The organism is Blastococcus saxobsidens (assembly GCF_002938435.1).
GTDB classification, from domain to species: domain Bacteria; phylum Actinomycetota; class Actinomycetes; order Mycobacteriales; family Geodermatophilaceae; genus Blastococcus; species Blastococcus saxobsidens.
The window spans coordinates 1-25,257 of record NZ_POQT01000034.1; the positions used below are offsets into that span (position 1 = coordinate 1).

At 74.8% G+C, this 25,257-nt stretch carries 24 protein-coding genes, 1 pseudogene and 1 riboswitch; of the genes and pseudogenes, 16 read left to right on the forward strand and 9 right to left on the reverse strand.

Going from position 1 to position 25,257, the window contains the following annotated elements; translation table 11 throughout:
- A partial coding sequence (locus C5507_RS17430) for a hypothetical protein (RefSeq protein WP_211295532.1) occupies window positions 1-358 on the forward strand: 358 nt, incomplete at its 5' end.
- Window positions 359-422: 64 nt separating this feature from the next.
- Complete coding sequence (locus tag C5507_RS17435) at window positions 423-1,421, forward strand: YihY/virulence factor BrkB family protein (RefSeq protein WP_104529780.1); 999 nt, start codon at window positions 423-425, stop codon at window positions 1,419-1,421.
- Between the two features lie 16 nt (window positions 1,422-1,437).
- Here C5507_RS17435 and C5507_RS17440 read toward each other — a convergent pair whose 3' ends face one another.
- Window positions 1,438-2,415 (reverse strand): patatin-like phospholipase family protein, encoded by a 978-nt coding sequence (locus tag C5507_RS17440; RefSeq protein ID WP_104529781.1) that lies wholly within the window; start codon window positions 2,413-2,415, stop codon window positions 1,438-1,440.
- 163 nt (window positions 2,416-2,578) lie between these two features.
- Here C5507_RS17440 and C5507_RS17445 point away from each other — a divergent pair, with 163 nt between their 5' ends.
- From C5507_RS17445 to C5507_RS17465, 5 genes are all read left to right on the forward strand, one after another.
- Complete coding sequence (locus C5507_RS17445; RefSeq protein ID WP_104529782.1) at window positions 2,579-3,199, forward strand: hypothetical protein; 621 nt, start codon at window positions 2,579-2,581, stop codon at window positions 3,197-3,199.
- 112 nt (window positions 3,200-3,311) lie between these two features.
- Complete coding sequence (locus C5507_RS17450; protein ID WP_104529783.1) at window positions 3,312-4,346, forward strand: uroporphyrinogen decarboxylase family protein; 1,035 nt, start codon at window positions 3,312-3,314, stop codon at window positions 4,344-4,346.
- A gap of 137 nt (window positions 4,347-4,483) precedes the next feature.
- Window positions 4,484-6,289, forward strand: a complete 1,806-nt coding sequence (locus C5507_RS17455) for a helicase-related protein (RefSeq protein WP_104529784.1) — start codon at window positions 4,484-4,486, stop codon at window positions 6,287-6,289.
- A 173-nt stretch (window positions 6,290-6,462) separates the two neighbouring features.
- Window positions 6,463-7,191 carry a GAF and ANTAR domain-containing protein gene (locus C5507_RS17460; protein WP_242611032.1) on the forward strand — a complete coding sequence of 243 codons (729 nt, stop codon included), beginning with the start codon at window positions 6,463-6,465 and terminating at the stop codon, window positions 7,189-7,191.
- Between the two features lie 119 nt (window positions 7,192-7,310).
- Entirely contained in the window at window positions 7,311-8,174 is an 864-nt protein-coding gene (locus tag C5507_RS17465; RefSeq protein ID WP_104529785.1) for a siderophore-interacting protein, read from the forward strand.
- Between the two features lie 4 nt (window positions 8,175-8,178).
- Here the strand turns inward: C5507_RS17465 and C5507_RS17470 are convergent, their stop codons facing one another.
- Window positions 8,179-8,727, reverse strand: coding sequence for a DUF1643 domain-containing protein (locus C5507_RS17470; protein ID WP_104529786.1), 549 nt, complete (start codon window positions 8,725-8,727; stop codon window positions 8,179-8,181).
- A gap of 54 nt (window positions 8,728-8,781) precedes the next feature.
- Between C5507_RS17470 and C5507_RS17475 the strand changes: the two genes are divergently transcribed.
- The 3 genes from C5507_RS17475 to C5507_RS17485 all read left to right on the forward strand — a co-directional run bounded on the left by C5507_RS17475 (window position 8,782) and on the right by C5507_RS17485 (window position 10,557).
- A complete protein-coding gene (locus C5507_RS17475) occupies window positions 8,782-9,252 on the forward strand; it encodes a heme-degrading domain-containing protein (RefSeq protein ID WP_104529787.1) in 471 nt (156 codons plus the stop codon).
- A 212-nt stretch (window positions 9,253-9,464) separates the two neighbouring features.
- Complete coding sequence (locus C5507_RS23555; RefSeq protein ID WP_165400438.1) at window positions 9,465-9,920, forward strand: WhiB family transcriptional regulator; 456 nt, start codon at window positions 9,465-9,467, stop codon at window positions 9,918-9,920.
- Between the two features lie 88 nt (window positions 9,921-10,008).
- On the forward strand, window positions 10,009-10,557 hold the full coding sequence (locus C5507_RS17485) for a hypothetical protein (protein ID WP_104529788.1): 549 nt from the start codon (window positions 10,009-10,011) through the stop codon (window positions 10,555-10,557).
- Window positions 10,558-10,612: 55 nt separating this feature from the next.
- Here the strand turns inward: C5507_RS17485 and C5507_RS17490 are convergent, their stop codons facing one another.
- The 3 genes from C5507_RS17490 to C5507_RS17500 form a co-directional block, all read right to left on the reverse strand.
- Window positions 10,613-12,076 carry a protein adenylyltransferase SelO gene (locus C5507_RS17490; protein ID WP_104529789.1) on the reverse strand — a complete coding sequence of 488 codons (1,464 nt, stop codon included), beginning with the start codon at window positions 12,074-12,076 and terminating at the stop codon, window positions 10,613-10,615.
- A 38-nt stretch (window positions 12,077-12,114) separates the two neighbouring features.
- The gene (locus C5507_RS17495; RefSeq protein WP_104529790.1) at window positions 12,115-12,939 is read right to left on the reverse strand and encodes a TSUP family transporter; all 825 of its coding nucleotides are present in this window, start codon (window positions 12,937-12,939) and stop codon (window positions 12,115-12,117) included.
- A gap of 99 nt (window positions 12,940-13,038) precedes the next feature.
- Entirely contained in the window at window positions 13,039-14,691 is a 1,653-nt protein-coding gene (locus C5507_RS17500) for a bifunctional 3'-5' exonuclease/DNA polymerase (RefSeq protein WP_104529791.1), read from the reverse strand.
- A gap of 83 nt (window positions 14,692-14,774) precedes the next feature.
- Between C5507_RS17500 and C5507_RS17505 the strand changes: the two genes are divergently transcribed.
- Complete coding sequence (locus C5507_RS17505; RefSeq protein ID WP_104529792.1) at window positions 14,775-15,095, forward strand: hypothetical protein; 321 nt, start codon at window positions 14,775-14,777, stop codon at window positions 15,093-15,095.
- Window positions 15,096-15,237: 142 nt separating this feature from the next.
- Window positions 15,238-15,393 carry a hypothetical protein gene (locus C5507_RS22725; RefSeq protein ID WP_165400439.1) on the forward strand — a complete coding sequence of 52 codons (156 nt, stop codon included), beginning with the start codon at window positions 15,238-15,240 and terminating at the stop codon, window positions 15,391-15,393.
- Window positions 15,394-15,415: 22 nt separating this feature from the next.
- Here the strand turns inward: C5507_RS22725 and C5507_RS17510 are convergent, their stop codons facing one another.
- The gene (locus C5507_RS17510) at window positions 15,416-16,327 is read right to left on the reverse strand and encodes a VldE C-terminal domain-containing protein (RefSeq protein WP_104529793.1); all 912 of its coding nucleotides are present in this window, start codon (window positions 16,325-16,327) and stop codon (window positions 15,416-15,418) included.
- A gap of 274 nt (window positions 16,328-16,601) precedes the next feature.
- Window positions 16,602-16,752: riboswitch (cyclic di-AMP (ydaO/yuaA leader) on the reverse strand.
- A 308-nt stretch (window positions 16,753-17,060) separates the two neighbouring features.
- Here C5507_RS17510 and C5507_RS17515 point away from each other — a divergent pair.
- The gene (locus C5507_RS17515; RefSeq protein ID WP_249027833.1) at window positions 17,061-18,680 is read left to right on the forward strand and encodes a tetratricopeptide repeat-containing diguanylate cyclase; all 1,620 of its coding nucleotides are present in this window, start codon (window positions 17,061-17,063) and stop codon (window positions 18,678-18,680) included.
- A 7-nt stretch (window positions 18,681-18,687) separates the two neighbouring features.
- Here C5507_RS17515 and C5507_RS17520 read toward each other — a convergent pair whose 3' ends face one another.
- Both C5507_RS17520 and C5507_RS17525 read right to left on the reverse strand, forming a co-directional pair.
- Complete coding sequence (locus C5507_RS17520) at window positions 18,688-19,524, reverse strand: HpcH/HpaI aldolase/citrate lyase family protein (protein ID WP_104529795.1); 837 nt, start codon at window positions 19,522-19,524, stop codon at window positions 18,688-18,690.
- Between the two features lie 78 nt (window positions 19,525-19,602).
- The gene (locus C5507_RS17525; protein ID WP_104529796.1) at window positions 19,603-21,042 is read right to left on the reverse strand and encodes a lipase maturation factor family protein; all 1,440 of its coding nucleotides are present in this window, start codon (window positions 21,040-21,042) and stop codon (window positions 19,603-19,605) included.
- Window positions 21,043-21,411: 369 nt separating this feature from the next.
- On the opposite strand from C5507_RS17525, the pseudogene C5507_RS17530 reads away from it, so the two are divergent.
- From C5507_RS17530 to C5507_RS17535, 3 genes and pseudogenes are all read left to right on the forward strand, one after another.
- Window positions 21,412-22,224 (forward strand): annotated as a pseudogene (locus tag C5507_RS17530) (DUF222 domain-containing protein); the annotation flags it as partial.
- Window positions 22,225-22,306: 82 nt separating this feature from the next.
- Window positions 22,307-22,558 (forward strand): HNH endonuclease signature motif containing protein, encoded by a 252-nt coding sequence (locus C5507_RS23430; RefSeq protein ID WP_341272914.1) that lies wholly within the window; start codon window positions 22,307-22,309, stop codon window positions 22,556-22,558.
- Between the two features lie 39 nt (window positions 22,559-22,597).
- Window positions 22,598-24,145 carry an ATP-dependent DNA ligase gene (locus tag C5507_RS17535; protein WP_104529797.1) on the forward strand — a complete coding sequence of 516 codons (1,548 nt, stop codon included), beginning with the start codon at window positions 22,598-22,600 and terminating at the stop codon, window positions 24,143-24,145.
- On the opposite strand, the gene C5507_RS17540 is transcribed toward C5507_RS17535, so the two are convergent.
- The gene (locus C5507_RS17540; protein WP_104529798.1) at window positions 24,142-25,176 is read right to left on the reverse strand and encodes an LLM class flavin-dependent oxidoreductase; all 1,035 of its coding nucleotides are present in this window, start codon (window positions 25,174-25,176) and stop codon (window positions 24,142-24,144) included. The genes C5507_RS17535 and C5507_RS17540 overlap by 4 nt on opposite strands.
- Between the last annotated feature and the right edge of the window lie 81 nt (window positions 25,177-25,257).

The following is a 25,257-nucleotide window of genomic DNA, read 5'->3' on the forward strand; positions in this document are numbered from 1 at the left end:
GCGCCGGGCCGCCGACGAGGCGCTCGCCGCCCGGCTGCAGGCCCGCCAGGAGGTGCTCGGGATGCTCGGCGTCGCCGCGGAGCAGCGCCGCCGGGCCGACGAGGAGGCCACCGCCCTCCGGCAGCGCCGGGAGGACGACGCGGCGGCCCGCTCGGCCGCCGTCCGCGCCGAGGTCGAGGTCCTGCGCGCCCGGCGGTCCTCCCTGGAGTCCGAGGTCGAGGGCCTCGAGCGCCGGCGGTCGGCCCTGCAGTCCGACGTCCGCGACCTGGCGCAGGCCCGGGCGGCCCACGCCGCGCTCCGTGCGACCCGGTGGCGCGAGCGGCTGCGCTCCTGGGCGGGGACGCCGCGCACGCACTGACGTCGGCCGGCCGGAGGGCGCGGCACGGTGTTGCGCGGGGCGCGCCGCACGGGTGTCATGAGCCATGGCGTCGCGCGGGGACGGCCGGCGGGAGGGGCCGGGAGCCCGTCCGGAGCCCGGGCCCCGGTCCTACGACGCGACCTCGCCGGCCGGCATCCCGGCGCGACGCTGGCGGCACGTGCTGCGCCGGGTCGTGGCGCACGTGTTCAGCGACCGGCTGATGGTGCAGAGCGCGGGGGTGGCCTTCTTCGCGGTCCTGTCCATCGCGCCGGTGCTGGTGACCGCGATCTCCGTCTACGGCGCCGTCAACACGCCGGAGCAGGCGCTCCAGCAGATGTCGGGCGTCGTGCGGGTGCTCCCGACCGAGCTGGAGCCGCTGGTCGCCGACCAGCTCACCACCATCACCACCGCGTCCACGCAGGTGCTCACGTTCCGCGGCCTGACCGGTCTGGTCGTGGCGCTGTCGACGGCGGCCACCGCCGCGAGCTACCTGATCGACGGGCTGACCCTGGCCTACCACGAGACGGAGACCCGCGGCTTCCTGCGCCGGATGGGCATCGCGCTGGTGATGGTCCTCGGCGGCGCCCTGCTGCTCGGCGCCGTCATCGCCGGCGCAGGAGCGGCCTCCCGCTGGCTGCAGGGCGCACCGGCGCTGCTGCGCGCGGTCGCGCCGGTGCTGACGTGGGGCGCGATCGCGCTGCTCATGACCGGTGTGCTCGCCGCCCTCTACCGGTTCGCCCCCGACCGCAAGAACGCCCGCTGGCGCTGGATCACCGGCGGCTCGGCCGTCGCGACGGTGCTCTGGCTGGTCACCACGATCGGGCTGTTCACCTACGTGGAGACGCTGGGCAGCTACGAGTCCACCTACGGGCCCCTCGCCGGCGTCGCCATCAGCATGTTCTGGCTGTGGACGACGGTCCTGCTGGTGATCCTGGGTGCGGCCGTCAATGCCGAGACGGAGCGGGAGACCACCCGAGACTCCACCGTGGGCCCCGACCGGCCGCTGGGCGAGCGCGGCGCGATCGTCGCCGACAGCGCACCGCCCTACCCCGGCGAGGAATGAGCCCCCGGGGCACCGCTCAGCCGGCGCCGCCGGAGGCCTCCTGCAGCAGCTCGGCGACCTCAGGCGTCGCCGCGTGCGCCCCCGCCGCCAGGAACGCCTGGGCGACCACATCGTCCAGGCGGCTGCGCGACATCATGTCGTTGCCCATCACGAGCTGCTCCTCGGCGCCCGGAGTGAAGACCACGGTCCGGATGCCTTCGGCCCGCAAGGCCCGCACCTCGCGCTGCAGCAGTCGCTCGGAGTGCCGGCGGGCGGCCGTGAAGATGCCGGGCCGCCAGCCCGTGGGCCCGCTCATCGGGGCGATGACGACCACCACGTCGATGCCCGGCCCGCGCAGGACCGCGGCGTTCGTCGGTGAGTGCACCCCGCCGTCGACGTAGCCGTGCCGCCCGATCCGCACCGGGGTGAAGTAGCCCGGGACGGCGCACGAGGCCCCGATCGCGAGGTGCAGCGGCGCCTCCGGCGCGCCCGGCCGGCCGAACACCACCCGGCGGCCGTCCCGGCGGCGGACGGCGCAGATCCACAGGTCCCGTTCCGGCCATCCCGGCTGCTCCAGCTCCCTCAGGGCCGCGAGCTGCTCGACGACGTCGTGCCGGCCCGGGGCGATCAGCGCCATGCCGGCGGCCATCGGCCGGAACTGCATCGGCCGGGTCAGCGCCCGCGCCACCATGTGCGGTCCGGGAAGACGCAGCGGCCGCCGCAGCAGCGTCCACGGGCGGAACGGCGCGAGCTCGGGCACCCGCGCCTCCGTCATCTGCCGGAGCACGTCGCCGTCGCCGGACAGCGGCGCCTTCACGGTCCAGGCGGCCAGGTCCTCCGCCGAGACCCCCAGCCGCAGGAGCGAGCCGGTGATGGACCCGGCGGAGGTGCCGACCACGACGTCGGCGTCCCGGGCGTCGAAGCCGAAGTCGTGCTGCAGCACGGCCAGCACCCCGGAGTGGTAGGCCTGCCCGACGACGCCGCCGCCACCCAGCACCAGCCCCACCCTCGCCACGCCGGCGAGCCTGCCACGGGCGGCGCACGCAGGCAGTTCGTCCCCGGCCAGGGGTCGTCCCGGCGGTCTTGCCCCCCGCCCCGGTGGGCGAGCACTCTGTGCCGCACGGCGCTGCCGACCGGGCACGACCGCGACCGAGCGCCCCGACGAGAGGTGGCTGCACATGTACGCCCGTTCGACGACGATCCACGGCAACCCGCAGTCGGTGGAGCAGGGCATCGCCTTCGTCCGGGACGAGGACATGCCCGCGCTGCGCCGGCTGGAGGGCTGCGTGGGGCTGTCGATGCTGGCCGACCGGACCACCGGCCGGTGCATCGTCACCACGTCGTGGGTGGACGAGGCCACCATGCGCGCCAGCCAGGACGCCGTCCGGACGTCGCAGGAGCGCACGCTCGCGGTGCTCGGCGGCACCGCCCAGGTCGACGAGTGGGAGATCGCCGCCATGCACCGGGTGCACGACTCCCACCACGGCACCTGTTCCCGGGTGACCTGGCTGCGCAGCGACCCCGACGCCGTGGACAAGGCGGTGGACGCCGTCCGGCTCTCGCTCATGCCGAAGCTGGACGACCTGCCGGGGTTCTGCAGCGTCAGCGTGCTGGCGCAGCGCGCCGAGGGCCTCAGCGTCGCGACCGTCACCTACGACACCCGGGCCGATCTGGACGACTCCGCCGAGGGGGCGCGGCAGTTCCGCGAGGAATTCGGCCCCTCGCTCGGCATCGAGGTCGTGGACACCGCCGAGTTCGACCTCTCCATCGCCGAGCTGCGGGTGCCCGAGAGCAGCTGAGCCCACCGGCCGCAGGAAGCCCCGGCGGCACGACCGGATCCCGGCAGGCGAGGATGACCCGGTCACGCTCACGAGCACGGTCCGGCGCTGCGCGCCGGCCAAGGAGGTCCGGATGCCGGCGTCGCTGCCCCCGCTGCCCACGATGGTCGTCGGGAGCCTCCCGCAGCCGGACTGGCTCATCGACCGCGACCGGCTGGGCCACCAGTTCCCACCGCGGGTGCGGGCCCAGGAGCTCTGGCGGGTTCCCGCGCCGTACCTGCAGGAGGCGCAGGACGACGCCACGCTGGCCGCGATCCGGTCGCAGGAGGAGGCCGGCCTCGACGTCGTGACCGACGGGGAGGTCCGCCGGGAGTCCTACTCCAACCACTTCGCCACCGCCCTCGAGGGCCTGGACCTGGAGCACCCCGGCACCGTCCGGAACCGCTCGGGCATCGACATCCCCGTGCCGCGGGTGGTCGGGGAGCTCCGCCGGCCCGCGCCGGTCCAGGTCGAGGACGTCCGCTTCCTGAGGGCGCACACCGACCGCGCGGTCAAGATCACCGTGCCGGGGCCGTTCACGATGGCGCAGCAGTCGCAGGACGACCACTACGGCGACGACCGCGCGCTGGCACTGGCGTACGCCGACGTCGTCGCCCAGGAGATCGCCGACCTGTTCGCCGCCGGCGCCGACATCGTCCAGGTGGACGAGCCGTGGCTGCAGGCCCGGCCGGAGATCGCCCGCCGGTACGGCGCCGAGGCGCTGACCCGGGCGATCGCCGATGCACCCGGCCCGGTGCACGTGCACCTCTGCTTCGGCTACGCCGCGATGGTCGCCGACCGCCCGGAGGGCTACTCCTTCCTCGCCGAGCTGGCCGACACCCCCGCCCACACCGTCTCGGTGGAGACGGCGCAGTCGCGGCTGGACCCGCAGACGCTGCGGCCGCTGCGCGGCAAGGGGGTCGCGCTCGGCGTCCTGGACCTCTCCACCCCCGACGTCGAGACCCCCGAGACGGTCGCCGACCGGGTCCGCCGCGCGCTGGACCACGTCGACGTCGACAAGCTGGTGCTGTCCAGCGACTGCGGGCTCAAGTACCTGCCGCGGGCCGCGGCCGCCGGCAAGATGCGCTCCCTCGCCGAGGCGGCGGCGGTGCTCCGCGCCGAGCTCTGATCCCGGGCTCCGAGAACGGCTGACCGGCGGGTCGGGGGCCCCGGGGCATGAACCGACCACCGTCCGTGTTGTGCTGTGCGACGGTCCGCCACCACTGGCGTCGACCCTGCCTGTCGTCACACCCGAAGGAACACTGCTTGCCCGACACCCAGCCCCAGCCCGCCACGTCCCGCCGCCGGGAACGCTCCGCAGTCCGTCAGTCGTCGGCCCGGTCCACCGACCGCGCGGCCGAGCGCGAGGAGCGGCGGGCCCAGCAGAGCTGGGTGGAGGGCGCGGCGCCGGAGCTGCCGGGCCGGACCACCCGGCCGGCCGAGGTCGTCTTCCACCTCGGCCCCACCAACTCCGGCAAGACCTTCGAGTCGCTCCAGGCCCTGGCCGCCACCGGCTCCGGCGTCTACGCCGCACCGCTGCGCCAGCTGGCCCACGAGGCCTACGCCAAGCTCGCAGCCCAGCTCCCCGAGGGGACGGTGGGCCTGTCCACCGGCGAGGAGGAGATCGACCCGAACGCGGCGATCATCTGCTGCACCGTCGAGAAGGCGCCCATGCGCGGCGAGATGCTCGTGCTCGACGAGTCGCACTGGGTCGCCGACCCCGACCGTGGCCACCACTGGGCGCGGCTGCTGCTCACCGGCGAGTACCGGCAGATGCACCTGATCTCCGCGGCGGAGGCCTACCTCCTGCTCAAGCCCCTGGTGGCCGACGCCGAGCGCATCACCGTCGTCAACCACAAGCGGCTCTCGCGGCTCGACGTCCTCAAGGCGCCGGTGCGCCCGGAGACCGTCCGCCCGCAGACGCTCGTCGTCGCCTTCTCCCGCAAGGCCGTGTACGCCGCCGCCGCCGAGCTCGACCAGCACCGGCCGGGCAAGGTCGGCGTCCTCTACGGCGCGCTCCCCCCGGCCACCCGCCGCGAGGTGATCGAGCGGTTCACCAGCGGTGAGCTGGAGGTGCTGGTCACCACCGACGTGATCGGGCACGGCATCAACGTCCCGGCCACCACCGTCCTGTTCGCCGAGACGACGAAGTTCGACGGCACCGAGATGCGGCCGCTGCGCAGCTGGGAGACCGCCCAGATCGCCGGGCGGGCCGGCCGCTACGGGCTGACCGGCCACGGCGCGGTGGGCGTGCTGCTCGGGGTCACCGGGCTCCGCCCCGACCAGCGACTGCTCGCCGTCGGAGCAGCGGTGGCCCGGGGCGACCAGATGAGCGACCTGCCCAAGCGCGCGCCCCGGCTGCGGCCGGAGCTCGAGGACCTCGGCGCCTTCGAGGCCGTCGACCTGCCCGAGGCGCTCACCCGCTGGATGGCGTGGGCGCGGGCGGCCACCCGCGACGAGGCCATGACCGCCGACGACGTCACGAGCCTGGTGCTGCGGGTGCATGCCCTGCTGCCGCTGCTGCGCGGCCCGCTCGGCGCCGTCGGCGACCTGGACACCGTGTGGCGGCTGGTGAACCTCCCGATCGACTACAACCCGCCGCGGCGCACCCGGTGGCTGGTGCTGGCCAAGGCCGCGCTGCAGCACGCCGCGGGGCTGCCGGTGCAGCCGGAGACGGTCCTCCCCGATGTTCCGCGCGGGGGCGGCGTCGAGGAGTTCGAGCAGGCCGCCGCGGCCGCCCGGGACGCCCAGGCGCTGCTCCGGCAGTTCCCCGGCGTCGCCGGTCTGAGCAGCGAGGACGCCGCCTGGGTCGAGGAGGAGTGCGCCGAGACGATCACCGAGCTGCTCCCGGACGCCATCGCCCTGGGACGCTCCGGCAAGTGCGTGGAGTGCGGCAACGCGATCGCCCCCTGGTTCACCACGTGCCGCCCGTGCAGCGCCCCTCCCGGCCGACGCGGTGGCGAGCGACCGTCCCGCCCGGCCGCCGGTGGCCGGCGCGTCGCGGGGCGCGCCGCCGGGCGTGCGTTCGGCGGACGCCAGGGCGGCCCTCGCGGGCGGACCCGCCGGGGCTGAGACGCCACCGGCGGGGCGCCGCCCGTCGACCGGGGAGGGCGTCCGCGGCCGCGCGCCGTTGCGACGGCTCCCCCGGGTCATGCAGCGGCCCGAGGGTCAGGGCATCCCCGTGGGGAGCCCACTCCGGGTTCGAGGCTCTCGCGGCCAGCCGGACCTGACAGGCGGGACCCGCCGTGCACACCGAAGAGAAGTCCCCGTCCGTCGACGTCCGCACCGCGTTCGCCGAGCTGGGGCGGATGTCGTTCGCCGAGTCCTCCATGGACGACGTGCTGCAGCGCATCGCCGAGCTGGCCAAGGAGGCGATCCCCGGGGTCGCCGAGGCGTCGGTCAGCCTGGTCGCCAACGACAAGCCCAGCACTGCTGCCTTCACCGGCCGCCTGGCGCTCGACCTCGACGAGTCGCAGTACGGGAGGGGCTACGGCCCGTGCCTGGAGGCGGCCGTCGGGCAGGAGATCCGGGAGATCACCGACACCCGCGAGGAGACCCGCTGGGGGGACTACACCCGGTTGTGCGTCGAGCGTGGGGCGCTGAGCTCCCTGTCAGTACCCGCGCCGGTGCGGGAGACGATCCACGGCGCGCTCAACCTGTACGCGGTCGAGGCGGATGCCTTCGACGACGACGCGCGCGACACCGCCCGGGCGTTCGCCTCCTACGTCGCAGTCGCCGTGCAGAACATGCAGCTGTACGAGACGACCCGCGAACTGGCCGACAACCTTGACATGGCCATGCGCTCCCGCGCGGTCATCGAGCAGGCCAAGGGGATCCTGATGAGCCAGCGCCGGTGCGACGCCACCGAGGCCTTCAACGTGCTGGCCGCCGCGTCCCAGCGGTCGAACCGGAAGCTGCGCGACATCGCGCAGGCCATCGTGGACGGCGTGGCCGGCGGGCCGCCGGCCAGCTGACCTGGCGTCCTCGGCGACACCTCCCTGCCCAAAGGTAAGGCTTACCTCTGTACCGTCGTCCGTGGCGGGCCCGGCGCCGGAACGGTGGGGGCATCCGCGTGATCGGGAGCGGAGCGGGCATGAGCGAGGCACGACGGAACGGCGGGGGCGCGTCGCGCAAGCGGACGCCGCGGATCGGCGAGGTCGTGCGCACCTCGTGGGTGACCCCGCACATGGTCCGCGTCGTCCTCGGTGGGCCGGGTCTCGCGGGGTTCCCCGACGGCGAGTTCACCGACCGCTACGTCAAGCTGCTGTTCCCGCCGGCCGGTGCCACCTACGGGGTGCCCTACGACGTCGAGCAGGTGCGCGCCGACCACCCGCAGGAGCACTGGCCGGTCACCCGCACGTACACGGTGCGGGCCTGGGACGCCGCGGCCGGCGAGCTGACCATCGACTTCGTGCACCACGGCGTCCAGGGCGTGGCCGGACCGTGGGCGGCAGCGGCCCGCCCGGGCGACCGGATCCAGTTCATGGGGCCCGGCGGCGCCTACGCCCCCCGGCCGGACGCCGACTGGCACCTGATCGCCGGTGACGAGGCCGCGCTGCCGGCGGTCGCCGCGACGCTGGACCGGCTGCCCGAGGGCGCGCGTGCGCTGGTGTTCGTCGAGGTGGCCGGGCCCGAGGAGGAGCAGACCGACCTCGTCGTCGGCCCCCGGGTCGACCTGCGGTGGCTGCACCGCGGCGACGCCGAGCCGGGCGCGCCGCTGGTCGACGCCGTACGCGCGGTGCCGCTGCCGGAGGGGAACGGGCACGTGTTCGTGCACGGCGAGGCCTACGCCGTGCGGGAGCTGCGCCGGCACCTCCGGGCCGAGCGGGGACTGGACCCGGCGTGGACGTCGATCTCCGGCTACTGGCGGCGCGGGGACACCGAGGACAGGTGGCAGTCGACCAAGCAGGAGTGGAACGCCCGGATCGAGGCCGAGGAGACCGCCGTCGGACGGTGACCGGTCAGCGGGGGGCCCAGGGCACGAGGACCGCGTCGCCGGGCACGTAGAGCGGGTGCAGCGGCTCCCCCCGCCCGGTGGTGCCCAGGCACAGCGGCGAGTCCAGCAGCGGGGCGACCTCTCGCGAGCGGCCGTGCAGCGAGCCCCCGTTGCCCCAGGCCACGATGGTCCGGGGCGCCGCCGCGGTGAACGTCCGGAGTGAATCGTCGTTCGCCGGGCCGACCGGTTCGGCCGCACGCCGGAGGGTTCTCGGGTCGGTGTGCCGGTAGGCGAACAGATTCACGACCAGCAGGCCGCTGCGGCCGGCGTTCCGGCTCCGCGCGATGCACCTGTCCAACGTCGGGCGGCGCCGCTTCTCGGTGTCCCCCGTCGCCGGGTTGAGCAGCACCCAGATGTCCGTGGTCGACAGGTCCGGATCGGCCCACCAGCGGCCGAACGCGTACCGGTGGGCCATGTCCGGGGAGTACAGGTAGCGCTCGGGCAGCCCGTCCGGCGACGTCCCCGCCCGGTCCTCGAGCCCGTGCCGACCGGCCAGCTGCGTGAATGCCTCCACCGTCAGGACGGTAGAGAGGCGGCCCCGCCGCGGCCGGCACGGTAGGAAAGGGGCATGCCCGACGCCTTCCCGTCCCTCGCCGAGCTCACCGCCGAGGAGGACGAGCTGCAGTTCACCTCGTTCACCAACGACGACGCGTGGACGGTCGGTTCGGCGCTCGTGGCCGCTGCCCGTGCGGCCGGTGCGCCGGTCGCCGTGGAGATCGCGCGCAACGGGCACCGGCTCTTCTCCGCAGCGATGCCCGGGGCCACCCCGGACAACGCGTCGTGGATCGAGCGCAAGAGCCGCGTGGTGCACCGGTTCGGGCACAGCTCGCTGTACGTGCGCCAGGCCAGCATCGAGCGCGGCACCACGTTCGAGGAGCAGTTCGGCCTGGATCCCGCCCGCTACGCCGCGCACGGCGGCGCGTTCCCACTCCTGGTGCGCGACGTCGGCCCCGTGGGTGTGCTGGCGGTGTCCGGGCTCCCCCAGCTCGAGGACCACCGGATGCTCACCGGCGTCCTCCGGGAGCACCTGGGTCGCTGAGCGACCGGCGCCTCCCGCGGTGGAGGGCATCGGATGCCGGGCGCCACGCCGCCGCGCCGGGAAGCCGGCACACAAGTCACCAACTGACCGAGACGCTTTCGTCCGGTTTCTGCCAGTGCGGGACCGCATCACGGGTCCGTAACGTGACTCTCAGCAGCCGGGCCGTACCGGTCCGTCACCCAGAGCGCCCACCCGCCACCGAGGAGCTTCCCATGCCTTCCTTCTCCCGCCCCACCCTCCACCTCGTCCACGACGGCGCGACCGGCTTCGCCACGGAAGCCCGCATCCCCGAGCCGCGGGCAGCCGTCGAGGCCTCCCTCCCCGCCTGGGACAGCGCCGGATGGGCCCCCACCCCGCAGTGGGAGGCCACGCCGGAGTGGGAGTCCGCCGAGGTCTGGCCCGAGACCCCCGCGTCGACCGCGGAGCCGGCCGGCGAGGAGGCATGGCGGATGGACGCGCTCTGCGCCGAGACCGACCCCGAGGCGTTCTTCCCCGAGAAGGGCGGCTCCACCCGCGATGCCAAGCGGGTGTGCACCGGCTGCCCGGTCCGCGCCCAGTGCCTGGAGTTCGCGCTGGCCAACGACGAGCGGTTCGGCATCTGGGGCGGGCTCTCGGAGCGGGAGCGCCGCCGGCTCCGCCAGCAGCGCGTCGGCTCGATCAGCGCCTGACCGGCCTTCGATCGCGCACCACCGGCGTGAGGCCGGACGGCGCGGGTAGGGAGGGTGGACCCCACCCACACCCGCCGAGGAGTTCTCCATGGCCCGCAACACCCTGTCCCGCTCGCTCCACGACCTCGGTCTCTCCGCCTGGTTCGGCGGCACGCTGGCCAACGCCGTCGCGCTGAACGCCGCCGCGGGCGAGGCCGGGACCGACTCCGCCACCGGCCGCGTCGCCAACGCCGGCTGGGACCGGTGGACCCCGGTGAACGCCGCCGCCATCGGCGCCCACCTGATCGGCAGCATCGGCCAGGTCCGCGCGAACAAGCAGCGGGTCGCGCAGCAGCAGGGCGTCGCCGGCATGTCGACCCTCAAGACGCTGGTCACCGCCGCCGCCCTCGGCGCCACCGCCTACAGCCGCGTGCTCGGGCAGCGGGTGTCGGCCGCCGGTGCCGTGCCGTCCAAGTCGGGCACGAGGCCCAGCAAGCGCACCAAGGTCGCGCAGGCCGAGGTCGCAGCCGCCCAGCAGCAGCTGGACACCCTCCAGTGGGTCATCCCCGCTCTCACCGGCACGCTGGTGGCGATCAGCTCCTACGCCGGCGAGCAGCAGCGCCCCGGCGAGGTGGCCAAGGGCATCGCCGCCGTCTGACGCTCCCTGCCCGACCGGCCCCCGCCTCACGGGGCGAGGGCCGGTCGCGCTCCGGTCAGGTGCCGCAGAAGGTCACGTAGGGCCCGAACGCGTCGGGGGCCGGCTGCGCGTAGCGCTCCAGGCCGGGGCGCTCGTCGAAGGGCCGGGCCACCACCTCGAGCAGCCGGTGCAGCGGCCCGGTGTCGCCGTCGGTCGCGGCGGTCAGCGCCTGCTCCACCAGGTGGTTGCGCGGGACGTACACCGGGTTGGTCCGGTCCATCAGGTCCGCGTCGGGCGCCAGCGCGCGCCAGCGCTCCAGCCAGCCGTCGAAGGCCGCGAGGTCGAGCACGAGCAGCCGGGCCGGCTCCGCGTCGCCCCGCGCCGCCTCGCCGAGCCGGCGGAAGAACGTCGTGTGGTCCAGCCGGTTGTCGCGCATGAGGGCCAGCAGGTCGGTGGCCAACGGCTCGGCGACCTCGTCGGCCAGGCCCTCGGGCAGGCCGAGCTTCGCGCGCATGCCCGCCATCCAGACTGCGCTGTACCGGCGGCGGAAGGTGCCCAGGGCCTCGGTCGCGATCCCCACCGCCGTCTCCTGGTCCTCGGCCAGCAGCGGGAGGAGCGCCTCGGCCAGCCGGGCGAGGTTCCACTCGGTCACCACCGGCTGGTTGCCGTAGGCGTAGCGGCCACCGGTGTCGATCGAGCTGTAGACCGTCGCCGGGTCGAAGACGTCGAGGAACGCGCACGGCCCGTAGTCGATCGTCTCGCCGGAGATGGTCACGTTGTCGGTGTTCATGACGCCGTGCACGAAGCCGACCAGCATCCAGCGTGCGACCAGCGACGCCTGCGCCTCCAGCACCGCCTCGTACAGGGCCAGGTACGGCTGCTCGGCGTCCGCCGCCGCTGGGTGGTGGCGGGCGATCGCGTGGTCGGCGAGCCGGCGCAGCAGGTCGACGTCCCCGGTGGCCGCGACGTACTGGAAGCTGCCGACGCGCAGGTGGCTGGCCGCCACCCGGGCCAGCACCGCGCCCGGGAGCATGGTCTCGCGGCGGACCGGGCGGCCGGTGGCCACCACGGCGAGCGACCGGGTCGTGGGGATCCCCAGGGCGTGCATCGCCTCGCTGACGACGTACTCGCGCAGCATGGGCCCCACGGCGGCCAGGCCGTCGCCCCCGCGGGCCAGCGGAGTGCGGCCGGCGCCCTTGAGGTGCAGGTCGCGCAGCCGGCCCCGGTCGTCGGCGAGCTCGCCGAGCAGCAGCGCCCGCCCGTCACCCAGCCGCGGGCTGTACCCGCCGAACTGGTGCCCGGCGTAGACCTGGGCCACCGGCGCGGCCCCCTCCGGGACGGCGGTGCCGGTCAGGAACCGCAGCCCCCCGGGGCCGCGCAGCGCCGCCGGGTCCAGGCCGAGCTCCGTGGCCAGGGCGTCGTTGAGCACCAGCAGCCGTGGGTCGGGCGCCTCCTCCGCCCGCCAGGCGACCGCCAGCTCGGGCAGGTCGCGGGCGAAACGGTCGCCGAGGGCGACGGTGGGACCGGGGGCGACGCTCACCGTTCGAGCGTACGTACGCCCGGCGGTCGCCGCCGCCGTCAGCGCAGCAGCGGTGCCACGTTCTCCGACCACACGTCGGCGCCCAGCCGGACGATGAGCGCGGTGACGACCACCAGGAACGCGATCCGGATGAACCGGGTGCCGCGGCTGGTCGCCGTCCGGGCCCCGAGGTAGCCACCGAGCATGTTCGCGGCTCCCAGGAGGAGACCGAGCCCCCAGAACACCGAGCCGTGCGGCACGAAGAAGAGCAGCGCCCCGATGTTGGTGGCGCAGTTGACGATCTTGGCCTTGGCGCTGGCGGCCAGGAAGTCGTAGCCGAGCAGCGAGACCATCGCGAAGACGAGGAACGACCCCGTCCCCGGGCCCAGGATCCCGTCGTAGAACCCGATGCCCGCGCCCAGGCCGGCGGCGATGCCGTGGTGCCGGCGGCCGACGTGCCGGAGCGCCGTGACCTCGCCCAGCGCCGGCCGGAACAGGGTGAATGCGCCGATGCCCACCAGCGCGACCACGATCACCGGCCGGAACACGCTCGCCGGCAGCAGCGCGGCGACCGATGCGCCGAGGAAGCTGCTGACCAGGGCGATGCCGGCCATGGGCAGCGCCGTGCGCAGGTCCGGGCGGACCCTCCGGTAGTACGTGATCGCGCTGGTGCTCGTCCCGAACACCGATCCCAGCTTGTTCGTCGCCAGCGCCTGGACCGGGCTCATGCCGGGCACGAGCAGCAGCGCCGGCAGTTGGATGAGCCCCCCGCCACCGACCACCGCGTCGACGAAGCCGGCGGTCAGCGCCGCCAGCAGCACCAGGACGAGGGTCGAGGTGGTCAGCCCCTCGGGCAGGAAGCCGGCCGGGAAGAGGTCGATCATGCCGGCGACGCCGTGGCGACGACGCCGACGGGGATCTGCGGGACGCCTGCGAGCACCGCGTGATCCTTCCTCACCGCCTGCCGCGACCCGCCCGCGGCCTCAGCCTGCGTCGGCCCACGACCGGACGACGGCGACGTCGAGCGGGAAGTCGACCGGGAAGGAGCCGAACAGCAGCCGGCCGGCCTCCGCCGCGGCCTGCCGCACCTCCTCGGCCACCGCCTGCGCCAGGTCCTCCGGGGTGTGCACCACGACCTCGTCGTGCAGGAAGAAGACCAGGTGCGGCCGCTCCCCCGGCTCCCCCGCGCCGAGCCGCCACAGGCGGTTGCGCAGGTCGGCCAGCCAGCACAGCGCCCACTCCGCGGCGGTGCCCTGGACGACGAAGTTGCGGGTGAACCGCCCCCAGGCGCGCCGGTGCCGGTCCTGCTCCTGGCGGGAGGCACCCGGTTCGGGCGGTTCGCCCAGGTCGGCCTCGCGCGCCGGCCCGGCGGGCACCGGCGATCCGCGGCCGAGCAGCGTGCGCACCACCTCGCCCCGCTCCCCCGCCCGCGCCGCCTCCTCGACCAGGCCGATGGCGTGCGGGTACCGGCGGGCCAGCCGCGGCAGCATCCGGCCGCTCTCCCCGCGGGTGCCTCCGTACATCGCGCCGAGCATGCCGAGCTTCGCCTCCGCTCGTGTCCCGACCGCCCCGGCGGTCACCATGCCCTGGTAGAGGTCGGCCGACCGCGCCGCCTCGGCCATCGCGAGATCGCCGCTCATCGCGGCCAGCACCCGCGGCTCCAGCTGGGCGACGTCGGCGACGACGAACCGCCAGCCCTCGTCGGCGACCGCGGCCGGTCGCACCTGGACCGGGACCGAGAGCGCGCCGCCACCGGTGGACGACCAGCGGCCGGTGACCACGCCGCCGGGGAGGAACCAGGAGCGGAACCGGCCGTCGCGCACCCAGGCGTCCAGCCACGCCCAGCCGTTGGCCTGCAGCAGCCGGGAGCGCTTCTTGTACTCCAGCAGCGGCGGCACGACGGGATGGTCGATCCCGTCCAGGGTCCAGGAGCGGGTGTCCTCCACCGGGAGCCCGGCGCCCTGCAACGCCCGCAGCACGTCGCCCGGCGAGTCCGGGTTCAGCGCCGGTGCGTCCAGCGCGCGGCGGATCTCGCCGGCCAGCCACTCGAGGACCGCGGGCCGGTGCCCGGCGACGGGCCGCGGTCCCAGCAGCTCGGTGAGCAGCTGCTCGTGCACGTCGGTGCGCCACGGCAGCCCGGCGTGCGTCATCTCCGCGGCGACCAGGGCGCCGGAGGACTCCGCGGCCAGCAGCAGCTCCAGCCGGCGCCGCTCCGGGGAGGCGCCGAGCACGGCCTGCTGGCGGGCGTGCTCGGCGAGCGGGTCGAGCCGGTCCGCAGGATCGTCCAGCGGGAAGAGCGCGGCGTCGGTCGCGGTGACCGGCTGGAGCGCGTCCCAGCCCGGCGACTCGTCGGCCGTCAGCAGGGAGCGGTCGGCGAAGGGCGAGCGCCGCAGCAGCGCATGGGTGAGCCGCAGGTCGGTGCAGCGGGCCACCCGGACCCCGGCGTCGAGCAGCCCCGGGTACCAGCGGGTGGTGTCGTCCCAGATCCAGCGCACCGGCGCCGGCTCCTGCGCGCGGACGAACTCCGGCAGGGTGGCCGCCGACAGGCGGGTCGCCGCGCCGCCCGGGCCGTGCGACGACGGCTCGACCGCCTCGACGACGTCCCCGCCGCGGCGCACGAGGACGATCCGCTTCACCCCCGCAGTCTTCCCGACGCCTGTGACAGCGCCCGGCACGTGCGTCCGCTGCCCCGCGACAGATCCCGGGGCAGACTGCGGGCATGAGTCCGCCGCCGAGACCCCCGGGTCCGGAACGCGGCGTCGTCCGGTTGCTCAACACCGCCGGTGGCCGGGTCCTCTGCCTGGCCGGCGAGGTCGACGCGGCGTCCGTCGACTCGTTCGTGGCCCGCTACGGCCGGGAGCCCATGCCGGTCGACGGCATCGACGCGGGGTCGGTCACCGGGCTGTCGCTGCCCGCGGTGGACCTGGTACTCGACCACCTCTCCGCCGCCGAGCGGGCCGGGCGGACGGTCCGGGTGCGCCGCTCCCCCGCCGTGGAACGGCTGCTCGGCCCCGGGCCCGCGTGGAGCACCCGTAGCTGATCCAGCGGCCGATGGTGCTCTCCGACGACGGCCGCGCCCGGGTGGCCCGGGACGGCGAGACGCTGGCCGAGGTCGTCGCGGCCGCGCGCGGCGGCGACGGGACCTGATCTTTCCCGTGGCGCCGGGCGGGTAGGGCCACCGGGTGCCCACCGAGATGGACCCCAGCGACCCGGACACCCTCTACGCCGAGGGGCCGGTCGCCCCCGAGCCACCCGACGACGACCTGCCGGAAACCTCGCCGATGACCGACAAGGGTGGGACCGGCCCGGGCCCCGACGACCTCGACCGGCTGCTCTGACCGGTCGCCGGGGCCACCGGCGTCAGCGGTAGTTCACGTGCGGGTGGTCCATGTGGTTGGCGGTGGCGCTGCCGCGGTTCTCCATCGCCTTCCACGAGCCGTTGGCCGACGACAGCATCCGCTGCCTGTAGATGAGGTAGTCCACGCCCAGCTCGTCCCAGTGCGCCCGGTGGTACTCCACGATCGCGTTCCCGAGTGCGACATCGGACATCACCATGTAGTCCAGCGCCAGGCCGGAGGGATGGCCACCGGGATCAGCGGCACTGGCCCGGGTGCCACCGATGGTGATGCTGTCGGCGCCTGGCACATTGCTGACGACGGCGTTGGCAGCGCGCTGGGTCTGCGGCCGCACGGCACCGGCGCTGTTCGTGATCTTCGCGATGGCGCTGGCCGCGGTGGACGCGGCGGCCACCGGCGCGCGCTGCGCGGACTGGGTCGCCGTGGCGGTCGCGGCCTCGACGGCGGCCGCCTCGGCGGCGGCCTCGGCGGCGGCGGCCTCGGCGGCGGCGGCCTCGGCGGCGGCGGCCGCCTCGGCAGCGGCCTTGGCTCGCGCCTCCTCCTCGGCCTTCGCCTTGGCCTCCTCCTCCGCCTTGCGGCGGTCGAGCTCGGCCTGGTCGGCGGCGGCCTGCACCTGCTGGGCCTCGGCCTCGGCGGCCTGGCGGTCGCTGCGGCTGGCGGCCAGGTCCTCCAGCGGCTGCAGGTCCTCGGTGACGTCGATGGGGCCGGACTGCGCGGTGAGGCCGAGCTCCTGGGCGACGCTCACCGACTCGGGCACGTCGGCCTCGGCCTGGGCCGCCGGCTCGATGCCGATCAGCACGTTCACGAGGACTGCGCCGGCGGCGGCCATCCCGAGGTAGACGCCGGGACGGCGGGCGGGCGTGGGGGTGCGGAAGCGCGAGCGGGCAGCGCGACCGGCGGTGGTGCGGCGGTTCATGGGTGTTCGGTGCTCCATGTGTGTGGGCGCGGCGGTGCCCCGCTAGGGGCACACGGGCGCGGGTGTGCGGGCAGCGGCGGCCGCGGCCGCGCCGGGGCGGTCCACCAGGGAAGCGGCAGGGAGCCGGTCGAGCGGAGGCGCTCGGGGCGGTGGGCCCGCGGTGGCGCGGCGTCAGGTGCGGCCGCGCGGGGTCAGATCCGGGAGCACACCCGGGGCAGGCGATGGGTGGAGCGGGGTCCTACGTCCGTGCAGGGGCACGCCATCCGGCGGCTCTCCGTTCTTCCGTTGCCGCCTACCGAGTTAGCTGACGGATTCGGGCGGGAAGCAGCCCTACCGGCCCCGGGCTCACGCCCGGGACTGGATTCACCCCAGTACTGCGATGGGTCCCCGGCTCGCCCTGGAGGGCGACTCGGCGGCGTCCGACCGGACTCCCCTGGTGGGGACGTAACGACCGGGCGGACGGCGCAACGGTAGCCGTCGTTATGCACCCGTGACAATCGGATGACGGAGTTTTGTCGGCGTGATGAGCGTCGCGCCACCGCTGGCCGGTCCCGACGGTGTAGGGCCGCCGGCCGCCACGGCTGCCCCGGGCGGCGGGGCGGCCGCGCGGCGCCCGGGCCGCGGTAGCCACGGATGCCCTGGTCAGGGCCGGGATGACCCCTCCGATCGGTGCGGCAGAGGTCACCCGGGACGAACGCTCAAGCAATCGTGGTGCGGTCCCGATGGACCCGGAGTGACCAGCGTTGCGGAGCGTCCGGGCGAGGAGTGCGACTCCGTCGTGCCCGCGTCCGCGACCCGGGACCTCGGGGCGGTCGTGGACGACCTGGAGATCGTCTCCCGGTTCGAGCGCGACGACGTCGAGGTGCTCGCCGAGCGTGCCCTGGGCCGCGCCCGCGAGCTCGGGCTCGCGGAGCTGGAGAAGCGGGCCGGCCTGGTGCTGGCGGACCGGCTGCGGCGGCGCGGGAACGTCGCCGAGGCCGGCCGGCGCGCCCAGGAGACCCTTCGCTGGGCCGTCGAGCACGGGGCAGGGCACCTGCAGGCACGCGCGCACCACCTCCTGGCCGGCGCCTTCCAGGAGCTCGGTGACCTGTCGCAGGCGCTGGAGCACGCCGTGCGCGCCGCGGACATGCTGGCCGACGACGCCCCGCACCAGCTGCGCATCGACCACCACGCCCGGCTCGCCGACTGCCTCGGCCTCAACGGCGACCTGGTGGCGCGCGAGCGCTACGACCACGTGCTGGCCCTCGCCGAGGAGATCGGCGACGTCGAGCGCCAGGTCCTGGTCCTCAACAACCGCACCTACTGCGAGACGATCAGCGGGCACTACGACGAGGCCCTGGTGTGGAGCGCCCGCCTGCAGGAGGTGTCCGCTCGGCACGGCGTCCCGCTGCGCGCGGGCCGCCTGGACACGATCGGCCGCGCGCTCATGGAGCTCGGCCGTCTGGAGGACGCCGAGGCGGCGATGCTGCCCGGGCTGCACCCGGAGGTGCTCGACGCCTCCCTGGACGGCGACGCCGGGGCGGACTTCCTGCTCACCCTCGCCGAGCTGCGGCGCCGGCGCGGGAACCTCGCGGGCGCCCAGGAGAACCTCGACGAGTGCGTGCGCCGCTGCGAGCGGCACGGCCTGACCTCGATCCGCGTCCGTGCCCGTCGCGAGCAGGCCGAGCTGCACGCCGCCGCCGGCCGCTACCGGCACGCGTTCGAGGAGCACAAGCTCTTCACCGACGAGTTCATGGAGCTCCAGTCGGCCGACCGGGACGCCCGCGCTCGGGCGCTGCAGGCCATGTACGAGACGGCCGAAGCCCGGCGGCAGACCCGCCGCTACCGCGAGCTGTCGCTGCGCGACCCGCTCACCGGCCTCTACAACCGGCGGTTCGTCGACGACGAGCTGCCCCGCGTCCTGGGCGAGCCAGCGGCGGCGGCCGGGTCGGTCACCGTCGCGCTGCTCGACCTCGACCACTTCAAGCGGATCAACGACACCTGCTCCCACGAGATCGGGGACCGCGTGCTGCGCGCGGTGGCCCAGCTGCTCGTGGAGACCGACCCGGCGAACGCCGACAGCGCGTACGCCGGGTCGTTCGTCGCCCGCCTGGGTGGCGAGGAGTTCCTGCTGGTGGTCGCCGGGCTGGCCCCTGGGGCCGCCGTCCGACACCTCGAGGAGGTGCGCCGCACGGTGGCCGCCCAGCCGTGGGACGAGCTGACCGGTGACCTGCCCGTGACGGTGAGCATCGGAGCGGCGAGCACCGACGGGCTCGACTCGCCCGCGGCCTCGGACATGCTCGCGCGGGCCGACGCCCGCCTCTACACCGCCAAACGCCAGGGGCGCGACCGGGTGGTCAGCGAAGCCGGCTGACCTGCGGTCAGGTGGGCTCGACGCCGAACACGGTGGCGAGCCGCTCGATCTTGCGGGCCCGGCCCAGCCGCGGCAGATCGCTGCCGTCGCGGATGACCTGCCCGCGCGCGTCGAAGTCCGCGAGGAAGTCCCGCGCCCATGCGACGTCGGACGGCGTCGGGCTGATCACCTCGTTGATCACGGGCAGCTGGTCCATGTCCAGGCACAGCTTGCCGGTGAGGCCGAGGGAGACGGTGACCGCCGTCTGCTCGCGGAGCACCGGGTGGCTGCTGCTGACCGTCGGTCCGTCGATCGGGCCGGGCAGGCCACCGATGCGGCTGGCCACGACCAGGCGGGAGCGCGGGTAGGCCATGGCGAGGTCGTCGGCGCTCGTGCCGGTGTCGCGCCGGTAGTCCCCGCTGCCGAAGGCGAGCCGGAAGGCGCCGCGGGCCCGGGCGATGTTCACCGACTCCTCGATGCCGAGGGCCGACTCGACCAGCGCCAGCACCGGGGTGGAGCCCCCGAGCCGGTCGAAGGTCTCGGTGACGTGCTCGGCGGCCTCGGTCTTGGCGAGCATGACGCCCTGCAGACCCGGCGAGCCGGCGAGCTGGGCGACGTCGTCGGCCCAGAACGGGCTGGCGTGGTCGTTGATGCGCACCCACGCGGTGTGCCCAGCCTCGGCCAGCCACCGGATGACACCCTCGCGGGCCCCGGCCTTGTTGGCGGGGTCGACGGCGTCCTCGATGTCCAGCACGACCTGATCGGCGCGCGAATCGTGCGCGACGTCGAAGAGCTCACCTCGCGCACCGTTGACCAGCAGCCACGAGCGCGCATCATCAGGACCGACCGTTCTCCGTCTCACCACGCGCCCATCCTCGCGCGGATCGCGGCGTACCGAGCGGGCGGGGGTGGCACGACGCGCCGCGGGAGTGAGCTGTTCCACCTACCCGGCGCCCAGCTGGTCCAGCGACACGGGGTCGACCAGCACGCCCGCCGGGGTGCGCACCCACCAGGCACCGGCCCCCCGGCGCTCCTCCGGCGTGCTGAACCGGTAGCGGAACAGCCGCACCCGCACGTGCGTCGGCGGGGACCCCGGCGGGAAGGGCGAGGACCGGAGCAGCCGCAGGGTCGCCCGGTCGCCCTCCAGCAGCAGCCGGAGGAACTGCGGCAGCCAGCGCCCGCCGTACCGCGGGTCGATCCCGACGAACCACATCATCCAGTCGAGGCGCAGGTGGTACGGCGCCACCTGGGGCGGACGACGGTGCACGTCCCCGGGCTTGCCGCGGAACTCGTACTCCCGCCAGACGCTGCCCGGCCCGGGGTCCGGGTCGTCGGTGCCCTCGACGACGACCTCGTAGCGGGTGCGGGTCACCGACCCGAAGGCGCCGTAGGTGTTGACCAGGTGCAGCGGGTCGAAGCTGGCGTTCATCACCTGCCGGCGGGAGAAGAGGTTGCGGGCCGGCCGCCAGCTGAGCGCCAGCAACCCGGTGGTGACGACGAGGACCAGCACCTGGTGCCAGACCGGCGCCCCGAGCTCCGGCGGTCGCTGCACCGGCAGGACCGCCTCCCAGACGCGGCCGTCGACCACCGAGGTGGCCAGCACGAGGGTGAGCCAGTTCAGCCAGGCGAAGTTCCCGCTGATCACCAGGTACCCCTGCGTCACGATCACGACCACCGCCGCAGCCGTGGCCACCGGCTGCGGCAGCAGCAGACCCCACACGACCACCAGCTGGGTGGCGTGGTTGGCCAGTGCCTCCAACCGGTGAATGCGCGGGCTCAACCGGTGGAACCACCGGCTGGCCGGGTTCGGCATCGGCTGGGTCTCGTGGTGGTAGTGCAGGCACGTCAGGTCGCGCCAGCAGGGGTCGCCGCGCAGCTTGATCAGGCCGGCGCCGAACTCCAGCCGGAACAGCAGCCAGCGCAGCAGCCAGAGGACGAGCACCGGCGGAGCGACGTCGGCGGGCCCGAGCCAGATCGCGAGGAAGCCGGCCTCCAGCAGCAGCGACTCCCAGCCGAAGCCGTACCAGGTCTGCCCCACGTTCACGATCGACAGGTAGAGCACCCAGAGCATGGCCCATTCGGCCATCCAGGCCCACAGCGGCAGCCGGTCGATCAGGCCGAGGACGGCGGCGGCGGAACCGGCGATGCCGGTCCAGCAGACGGCGGCGAAGAACCGGTCCGACCAGTGCAGGTGGAACAGGCTCGGGGCGCGGCGGAACTGCGTCCGAGCGAGGTGGCGCGGCACGGGCAGCATGCCGTGGGTGCCGATCAGCGGCCGGAACTGCCGCAGCGCCGCGACGAACGCGATGAGGTAGATCGCGGCCAGCCCGCGGGTGAACACCAGCCGGCTGGCCCAGTAGCCCGGGTCCGAGAGCCAGTCCACGTTCCCTCCCCTGCGCGCGCGGCGTCGGAACCGGCCACCGACAGCGAAGCCACCCGCCGCGGATCCCTCCCCTGCGCGCGCGGCGTCGGAACGCCCGGCCGGTTCCCAGCCGCGCCGGGCGCTACTCCTCGGTGTGCGGGGCGGCCTGCTGCGCCGCTGTCAAGACCGTCGGCGAAATTGTGGACAGACGTTTGAGCTGGGGTTTCGTGCTGCGGCGCAGGCCGGGTGGCGGTAGGATTCGAACGTCTGATCGAACCGGTGGGGGGCGTCGTGGAGCAGCTGGACCAAGCGCTCGACGCGCTCGCCGCCGAGCGGATCGAGGGCCTGTTCGGCCCGGCGCTGCTGGAGCGCCTGGCCCCGCTGCTGGCGATGCAGAACCGGCTGGCCGCCGAGCTGGCGCGCACGGTGCGGCAGTGCGAGCTGGCCGGCTCCGCCGAGCACGACGGCAAGGCCTCGATGGCTTCCTGGCTGCGCGGGCACGGCCGGCTGTCGGCGGCCGCGGCCAACCAGCTGGTCCGCAACGGCCGCACCCTGGCCCAGTTGCCGGCCGTGGCCTCGGCGGCGGCCCGCGGAGACGTGAGCCCGGAGGCGGTGTCGGCGATCGCGCCGGTCGTGGCCCCGGACAACCTCGCCGCCGCCCACGCCCAGGGCGTCGACCTGCCCGGCGTCGATGCGACCCTCGCCGAGGTGGCCGCCACCCGCCCGCACGCCGAACTCCGGCAGGTCGTGAACCACTACCTCACCCGCCTGGACCCCGACGGCCCCGAACCCGACCCCACCGAGCAACGGTCGCTGACCATGGCCAAGCACGCCGACGGCAGGCTGTCCTTCCGCGGCGAGCTCGACGCCGTCGGCGGGGAGAAGTTCCAGGCCGCGCTGGAATCCATCCTGCAGGCCTCCCGCCCCGCCGGGGACACCCGCACCCGCGCCCAGCAGTCCGCCGACGCCCTCGTCCAGCTCTGCGACAACGCACTAGCCTCCGGCAACCTGCCGATCCTGCGCACCCAGAAACCCCACGTCATGGTCCGCGTGGACCTGCAAGACCTGGTCGACCCCGCCACCGGCCCCAGCGCCGCCCAGACGAGCTTCGGCACCCTGATCTCCGCCGCCCGGGCCCGCTGGCTGGCCTGCGACGGCGGCATCAACCGCATCGTCATCGGCCCCGACGGTGAAGTCCTGGACTACGGCCGCCGCCAGCGGGTCTCCCCGCCCCAGCTGCGCCGCGCCATCGACTACCGCGACCGCGGCTGTGGCGTAGTTGAGTGTGCAGAGCGCCGGCTGCGACGCCCCCGCCCACTGGTGCGACGTCCACCACCTCGTGCACTGGATCGACGGCGGCCAGACCAACCTCGAGAACTCCGCCCTGTTGTGCGAACGCCACCACAGCAAGGTCCACCACGGCTTCCGGGTGGAACGACAAACCGACGGCCGGTGGCGCACCTGGCGCCCCGACGGGACCGAGATCCTGGTCCTGCCCCGCATCCCCGACCGGACCACGAGGTCACGAGCAGGCTGACCGCGCTCGCACGTCGCTACCGCCTGCCACGATGGCGGGATGCTGCTCGCCGAGGTCGTCGCCGCGTCCGCTGCGGTGACGGCCGCCCGCGGCCGCACCGCCAAGGCGCAGCTCATCGCCGAGGCCCTGTGCCGGGCGGACGCCCGCGAGGTGCCGGCGATCACCGCGTGGCTCTCGGGCGAGACCCTGCAACGGCGGCTCGGAGTGGGCTGGCGGTCGCTCGCCTCCCTCACCGGCGGCGCCGCCACGGAGTCGACGCTGACCGTGGCCGCCGTCGACGCGACCTTCGAGGAACTCGCCGGCAGTGCTGGAACAGGGTCGTCCGGACGCCGGGAGATGCTCCTGCGCGACGTCCTCGCGCGGGCCTCCACAGAGGAGCAGCGGTTCCTCGTCCGGCTCATCACCGGCGAGCTCCGGCAGGGCGCGCTGGAAGGCGTCGTGCTGGAGGCGGTGGCCACGGCATCCGGCATCCCCGCCCCTGAGGTCCGGCGGGCCTTCATGCTCTCCGGCAGCCTCCCGGCCACCGCCGCGACCGCCCTCTCCGGCGGCGCCGAGGCCCTGGCCGCCGTCGGCCTGCGGGTGGGCCGCCCGGTGCGGCCCATGCTGGCCAGCCCCGGCTCCTCGCTCAACGCCGCACTCGCCGCCCTCGGCCCCGACGTCACCGTGGAGTTCAAGCTCGACGGCGCCCGCATCCAGGTGCACCGGGACGGCGAGGAGGTGCGCGTCTGGACCCGCACGCTGCGCGAGGTGACCGGCGGGGTGCCGGAGCTGGTCGACCGCGTGCGGGCGCTTCCCTGCCGCACGGCGGTCCTCGACGGCGAGACGCTCGCCCTGGACGACGACGGCCGGCCGCGGGCCTTCCAGGACACGATGAGCCGCTTCGGCAGCACCGGTGCGGACGAAGACGCCGACGCCGGGGTGCTGCTGAGCCCGTTCTTCTTCGACCTGCTGCACCTCGACGGCCGCGACCTGCTCGACGAGCCGCTGGACGTCCGCCTCGACGCGCTGGCCGGCCTGCTCGCCGACGAGGACCACGCCCCGCTGCGCATGCCCGGCATCCGCCGGCCGGACGCCGACCAGGCTGCCCAGGTCCTCGAGGCAGCGCTGGACGGCGGGCACGAGGGCGTCGTCGTCAAGAACCTCACGGCCCCCTACGCCGCCGGCCGGCGCGGCAAAGCGTGGCAGAAGGTCAAGCCGGTGCACACGCTCGACCTCGTGGTCCTCGGCGCGGAGTGGGGCTACGGACGCCGCACCGGGAAACTGTCGAACATCCACCTCGGCGCCCGCGATCCCGACGGCGGCGAGCCGATCATGGTCGGCAAGACCTTCAAGGGCATGACCGACGAGCTGCTCGACTGGCAGACCCGCACCTTCCCCGGGCACGCGCGGGAGGAGACGCCCTGGGGCGTGCTCCTGGAGCCGGGTCTCGTCGTCGAGATCGCCGTGGACGGCGCCCAGCGCAGCCCGCGCTACCCCGGCGGCGTGGCGTTGCGGTTCGCCCGCGTGCTCCGCTACCGGCCGGACAAGACCCCGGCCGAGGCCGACACCCTCGAGGCGGTGCAGGCGCTGCTGGCCGGCGCGCCCTAGTCCGTCGCGACCGCCACGCGCGGGGCCACCTCGGTCCCGAGCAGCTCGATGCCGCGCAGCAGGTCGGCGTGCGCCAGGCGCGGGTTCGTCATCTGCAGCGCCACCCGGTCCACACCGCCGAGCTGACCGGAGATCCGCACCAGCTTCTCGGCCACCGTCTCGGGGTCGCCCATGAAGAAGGCGCCGTCCGGACCGCTGGTCGCGTCGAACTGGGTGCGCGTCGGCGCGGCGAAGCCACGCTCCCGCGAGACCTTGGTGAACATCTCGTGCCAGCCCGGGTAGATCGTGTCCGCCGCGGCCTGCGTGCTCTCCGCGACGAACCCGAACACGTGCAGCCCCACCTGGAGCTTCTCCGGCGCGTGCCCGGCGTGCGCCCCGGCCCGCCGGTACAGGTCGATCAGCGGCGCGAACTGCCGCGGCTCCCCGCCGATGATCGCCACCATCAGGGGCAGCCCGAGCAGCCCGGCGCGCGCGAAGGACTCCGGCGTCCCGCCGACGCCCACCCAGATCGGCAGCGGGTCCTGCAGCGGCCTCGGATAGACGCCCTGCCCGGTGAGCGGCGGCCGGTGCTTGCCCGACCACGTCACGCTCTCGGACTCCCGGATGCGCAGCAGGAGGTCCAGCTTCTCGGTGAACAGCTCGTCGTAGTCGCCGAGGCTGAGCCCGAACAGCGGGAACGCCTCGGTGAAGGACCCGCGGCCGACCACCAGGTCGATGCGCCCCTGGGAGATGAGGTCCAGCGTCGCGAACTGCTGGAAGACCCGCACCGGGTCGGCGGCGCTGAGCACGGTGACCGCGCTGCCGAGCCGGATGCGGGAGGTGCGGGCGGCCGCGGCGGCGAGGATGACCGGCGGCGCGGAGTCGTAGTACTCGCTGCGGTGGTGCTCGCCGATCCCGAAGGAGTACAGCCCCACTTCGTCGGCGAGCGCGATCTCCTCGAGGAGGTCGCTCATGCGCTCCTCCGGGCCGATCTGCCGACCGGAGACCGGATCGGTCACCGCCGCCACGAAGCTGTCCACGCCGAGGTGCATGGGTTCCTCCCAGGGTCCGGGAACGACGCCGACCGGACGGACGACGACCGCACAGGTCGTCAAGCATTCAACCAGTTCCGC